4 protein-coding genes are annotated in these 5,458 nt (G+C 47.7%); all 4 read left to right on the top strand.

Annotated elements, in window-relative coordinates:
• Positions 1-114: 114 nt before the first annotated feature.
• The 4 genes from KDK19_RS20675 to KDK19_RS20660 all read left to right on the top strand — a co-directional run bounded on the left by KDK19_RS20675 (position 115) and on the right by KDK19_RS20660 (position 5,296).
• Entirely contained in the window at positions 115-369 is a 255-nt protein-coding gene (locus KDK19_RS20675; RefSeq protein WP_257274931.1) for a YeaC family protein, read from the top strand.
• A 10-nt stretch (positions 370-379) separates the two neighbouring features.
• Positions 380-1,219, top strand: a complete 840-nt coding sequence (locus tag KDK19_RS20670; protein ID WP_257282184.1) for a DUF2797 domain-containing protein — start codon at positions 380-382, stop codon at positions 1,217-1,219.
• Positions 1,220-1,307: 88 nt separating this feature from the next.
• On the top strand, positions 1,308-3,944 hold the full coding sequence (gene pepN / locus KDK19_RS20665; RefSeq protein ID WP_257282185.1) for an aminopeptidase N: 2,637 nt from the start codon (positions 1,308-1,310) through the stop codon (positions 3,942-3,944).
• A gap of 203 nt (positions 3,945-4,147) precedes the next feature.
• Positions 4,148-5,296, top strand: coding sequence for a ShET2/EspL2 family type III secretion system effector toxin (locus KDK19_RS20660; RefSeq protein WP_257292843.1), 1,149 nt, complete (start codon positions 4,148-4,150; stop codon positions 5,294-5,296).
• Positions 5,297-5,458: the final 162 nt, after the last annotated feature.

Below are 5,458 nucleotides of genomic sequence, written 5' to 3'. Positions count from 1 at the left end.
TTTAGACCAATTTATTGCAACCGCAGTAGGACAGCCTTAAGTCCGACAGGCTGCTTGGGCCGGTAATAACGGTCTGTCAAACAGGAATGTCTCAGATGAGGGTAAGTGGATTTGATGCAGCTAAAAGACTTTCTGGCCCGGATGACGCCGGAAATCTACCACAACATGAAACAGTCACTTGAGCTTGGCCGCTGGCCCAATGGTGACATGCTGACAGCGGATCAGAGAGAAGGCATTCTGGAAGCCCTGATCGCCTGGGAGCACGACAACTTGCCGGAAGAAGAGCGTATTGGTTATATGCCTGTGAGTTGCAAGAGTGCATCTGAACAGGATGAGTCTGAAACCACCATTTTGCGCTTTAAAGACTGAGGTATAGAACTTGACTCAAAGTCTGAGTGGCGCACTGCGCAAAATGGAATCCGTTCTGAAAGACGGTCAGCCGGTGGATTACCAACTGCCTGTAGGCGATGATCTGCTGCCCCTGAATGAACTGATGGGGAAAAAACTGACCCTGGAATATCAGGGCGAAATCAACTGCTGCCATTGCGGCCGCAAGACCAGAAAAAGTTTCAGCCAGGGCTTCTGTTATCCCTGTTTTAAAAAGTTGCCTCAGTGTGACAGCTGTATTATGAGCCCCGAAAAGTGTCATTATCATGAAGGCACCTGTCGGGATGCCGCCTGGGGTGAAACGTTCTGTATGACCGATCATGTGGTCTATCTGGCTAACTCTTCGGGTTTAAAGGTAGGCATCACCCGTGCGACTCAGGTGCCAACCCGCTGGGTGGATCAGGGGGCGACTCAGGCCCTGCCTTTTGTCAGGGTTTCTACACGACAACAGTCTGGTTTTATCGAAACCCTGTTCAAAGAATTTGTTAATGATCGAACTAACTGGCGTGCCATGTTGAAAGGAACGGCAGAGCCGCTGGATCTCAAAACACAGGCCAGTGAACTGCTGGACATGAACGCTTCACGGGTGGAAGCCCTTCAGGAGCAGTTTGGATTACAGGCCATAACACCGGTGGTTGATCCGGAGGTCGTTGATATTCGTTATCCGGTAGAGCAATATCCTGTCAAAGTGACTTCCATGTCTTTTGATAAAAAACCGGTGATTGAAGGTGTCCTGATGGGTATTAAGGGGCAGTATCTGATTCTTGATACCGGTGTTATCAATATTCGCAAGCACACTTCTTATCAAGTCAACGTATCAGTTGCAGCCTGATTTGCATGGAGAGGAAGCAGACCTCTCCTCATCATTGAGTCAAAAGCTCTAACAACAAAAGTAAGGCCATGGTAAAGGAAGGTTTAAAATGAAAGACGCCCAACCCAGAGCGATCTACCTGAAAGACTATCAGGCTCCGGATTATTGGATTGACACCACCGACCTGACCTTCGACCTGTTCGAAGATCATGCACTGGTCACCTCGGTACTTGGCCTGCGTCGTAATGAAGATCGTGGGCAAGATACCCCCGATCTGACTCTGGTTGGCATCGACCTGGAGCTGATCAGTGTCTGTGTTGACGGTTCGGAGTTGACTTCAGACCAGTACATCCTCGGTTCTGAAAGCCTGACTATACCGGTCACCAGCAAGGCGTTCTCCCTGACGGTTGTGACCCGTATTCGCCCCCAGGAAAACACTTCTCTGGAAGGTTTGTATAAATCCAACGGCATGTTCTGTACCCAATGTGAAGCAGAAGGTTTCCGTAAAATTACCTACTATCTGGATCGCCCGGATGTCATGTCCAAATTCACCACCAAGGTGATTGCTGACAAGGGCCGTTACCCGGTTCTGCTGTCCAACGGTAATGACATTGCCCGTGGCGAGTTTGAAGGTGGACGACACTGGGTAACCTGGGAAGACCCGTTCAAAAAGCCCAGCTACCTGTTTGCCCTGGTAGGCGGTGATCTTGAAGTGGTGGAAGATAGCTTCACTACTGCGAGTGGCAGGGACGTGGCACTGCGTATTTTCACCGAGTCTCACAATATCGACAAGTGTGACCATGCCATGCTTTCGCTGAAAAAGTCCATGAAGTGGGACGAAGAAGTTTATGGCCGTGAGTATGATCTGGATATCTTCATGATCGTAGCGGTGGACCATTTCAACATGGGTGCGATGGAAAACAAGGGTTTGAACATCTTCAACTCTTCCTGTGTACTGGCAAGCCCCGAAACGGCTACTGACGCCAGCTATCAGCGTATAGAAGCGATTGTTGCCCATGAGTATTTCCATAACTGGTCTGGCAACAGGGTCACCTGTCGTGACTGGTTCCAGCTGAGCCTGAAAGAAGGCTTCACCGTATTCCGTGACGCTGAATTCTCGGCAGACATGAATTCACGAGGCGTCAAGCGGATTGAAGACGCTTCGTTACTGAAGACGGCACAGTTTGCCGAAGATGCAGGCCCTATGGCTCATCCTATTCGTCCGCAGTCATTTATCGAGATCTCCAATTTTTACACCTTGACCATCTACGAAAAGGGTTGTGAAGTGGTTCGGATGATTCAGACCATTGTCGGCAAGGACAATTTTCGCAAAGGTTCAGACCTGTACTTTGATCGTTTTGACGGTAAAGCGGCTACCTGTGAAGACTTTGTGAAAGCCATGGAAGACGCTTCCGGTGTGGATCTTGGTCAGTTCCGCCACTGGTACAACCAGGCGGGAACACCGGTGGTTACCCTGACCGATGGTTTTGATCAGGAGTCAGGTCAGTACGCTCTGACAATCGCCCAGAGTTGTCCGGCCACTCCGGGTCAGGACACCAAGCTGCCTTTTCATATTCCTGTGGCTATTGCCCTGCTTGATAAGGGAGGCAAAGCCCTGCCACTGAACGAAGCCGGTGAGACTGAACGGGTTCTGCATGTGACAGCGGCTGAAGAAACCTGGACATTCGAAGGGCTGGCTGAAAAGCCATTGCCTTCTATTTTGAGAAACTTCTCTGCGCCCGTTCGTGTTAAATACGACTATAGTCGTGAAGATCTGGTATTCCTGATGAAGCACGACAGCGATGGTTACAATCGCTGGGATGCAGGCCAGCGTCTGGCCACGGCGGTCATTGAAGATCTGGTCGACGGACTGTTGAAGGAAAAAGATACTGAGATCGATTCAAGACTGATTGAAGCTTTTGGTGTCGTTCTGGCTGACGAAGGGCTGGACAAAGCAGTTAAAGCAGAAATGCTGAAACTGCCCTCTGAAGCAAGTCTGGCAGAGCAGGCGGAAGAAATTCACCCCCTGCAGATCTGTGAATCCAGAAGTCGTGTTCGCAAGGCCATTGCCGAAGCTCATAAGGACAAATTGCTGGCACTCTATCAGGCTCTGGAACTGAAAGGTGAGTATCGTCCTGAAGCCGGAGATATTGCCAAACGAACCCTGAGAAATATCTGCCTCGATTACCTGGTTGAACTGGAAGACGACAGTCTGCAACAACTGGCCGAAGATCAGTACAGAAATGCCAGCAATATGACCGATCTGCGAGCAGCCATGGGTATCGTCATTAATTCCAGCTACCAGAGTCGGGAGACCATTGATTCCCTGCTCAATGACTATCTGGGTCGTTATAAAGAGGACGCAGTGGTCATGGACAGCTGGTTTATGATGCAAAGTAGCAGCCCGTTTCTGGGGAATCTGGAGCATGTAAGGTCACTTCAGGAGCATGAATCTTTCGACAGCACCAGCCCGAATAAGCTGAGAGCTTTATTGGGTGGATTTACCAGCGGGAATATGAAGCAGTTCCATTCTGGAACGGGCGAAGGCTATGAGTTCCTGGCAGACTGGATTATTACCCTGGACAAACAGAACCCGCAAACCGCTTCTCGTCTGATGACGCCATTGACACGCTGGAAGAAATACGAGCCAGTCATAAGGGAACGCATGAGAAAAGCGCTGGAGCGGATCAAGGCAGTACCTGATCTGTCTACCGATATTTATGAAGTAGTCACAAAGAGTTTGTAATCTCTGCCTCTTTCTACCCTGCTGTCATATTGGAAGCAGGGTAGAACCCACTTAAAAAACACCCCGCTAAAGCATCCTGCCTGTAACGGAAAACCTCACTCTTTCCTGAACAGAATAACAGCTGTGGAACTTATTAGTACTTTAGTGCTCTAGATATATATTGAGCAGATGGATCGTGGTCATTAAAAAAGAGGGGGCACGCAATGGATCAAATCAAATTAGATGTTCAGTCGGCACTTTCACATTCGTGGCACAGACATTCAGAATCCTTGATGCCAGTCAGGGCTTTAACATCCCTTGTTAATGGCATCAAGGCCTGTTTTGGTGGTTATTGTGTCAGCGCTTTGCACTGTATCACCACAAAACTGATGAAAAAACAACCTGATGCATGGTTTACTAAAACACTCCATAAAACATTAAGTGCTTATAATATTAACATCCCGCTAGCCTGCGAGGGATCAATTCACTATGTTAAAAACAAGGTAAATCAACTGCATGATCAAGGGCGAAGTCTTAAGGTTAAACTTGCTTTTAAGCAGAATGGCAGTATTGTTCCAATCCCCATGTATAACTCCGATAATTCCTGGTTCCCCATAAACCTTAATTGTCAAGTCCACCGCTCTGATAATGACACAATAGCACCGGGGAAAGAGATAGCCTGCCGTCATTCCGCCCGGGCTTATGCCAGAAGAGTGTTTGGTCGACGGAAGGATTTTGAAATAATAAACACCCCTGAAAAAATACAGTCAACTTTTGCAAATACATCTGATGTCCTAAATGATGAAGAGGCTTTTCGTTCAGATGAATTAGTAGACGGCTCAATGACTGATAATCCCTATTTTGCTGATGGATATTATTTTCATAAGGAAAATTTTTCTGAGGCTCTTACGAAGCTGGTAAAAAAGTACTGGAATATGTCGGTTGGCAATGAAAAGAACTTTTATTTTAAAATATTTTTCGATGGAGAAGATGCCCACGCAATGGCCATTAGATTAAAGAAGCAGGATGGATGCATGAAAGTTATTGTTTATGACCCTAACGCTACACTCATGCACAGAACATTTCTTCTCTCGGAACCCGATCTGGTTGCAGACGTTACCGGTGAAATTCTTCAAGCTAACAGTTTCTTGTTTGGGGCACTTATTAATGTTGATGATGGCAAGAAATCTTCTGATGAATGTGATGTTCAGTGCTTTGGTGCCGCACCCATCAGGTTTACTGATCGTTTAATAATAGCAAAGGGGCATTTTAATCATCCCGAAGTAATAGCACGGTGGTACTGCTTTGAAGCAATAATGCAACAAGCCTCCCAGTATAGAGTTCAAGCAGGGTCAGCCCGCCGAGAATCTTGACCGTTTTGATAGGTGAAGAGGCGCCTGTACAGACTCTGTATTGCTTGTGCTCTATCCCGCAGCTGACGGGCGCACAGTATGGGCGTCTCGACAAGCTGGTTATTAGATGGCGTAGTTATTTCTGAAGGTGGTTTACGATGATGGCGAGAGTGTCTTCTATTA

The sequence above is a fragment of the Endozoicomonas sp. ONNA1 genome, assembly GCF_024606325.1.
In the GTDB taxonomy this organism is placed as follows: Bacteria; Pseudomonadota; Gammaproteobacteria; order Pseudomonadales; family Endozoicomonadaceae; genus Endozoicomonas_A.
The sequence above is the reverse complement of the archived record's forward strand: the minus strand, read 5'-3'. Positions and strand labels throughout refer to the sequence as shown.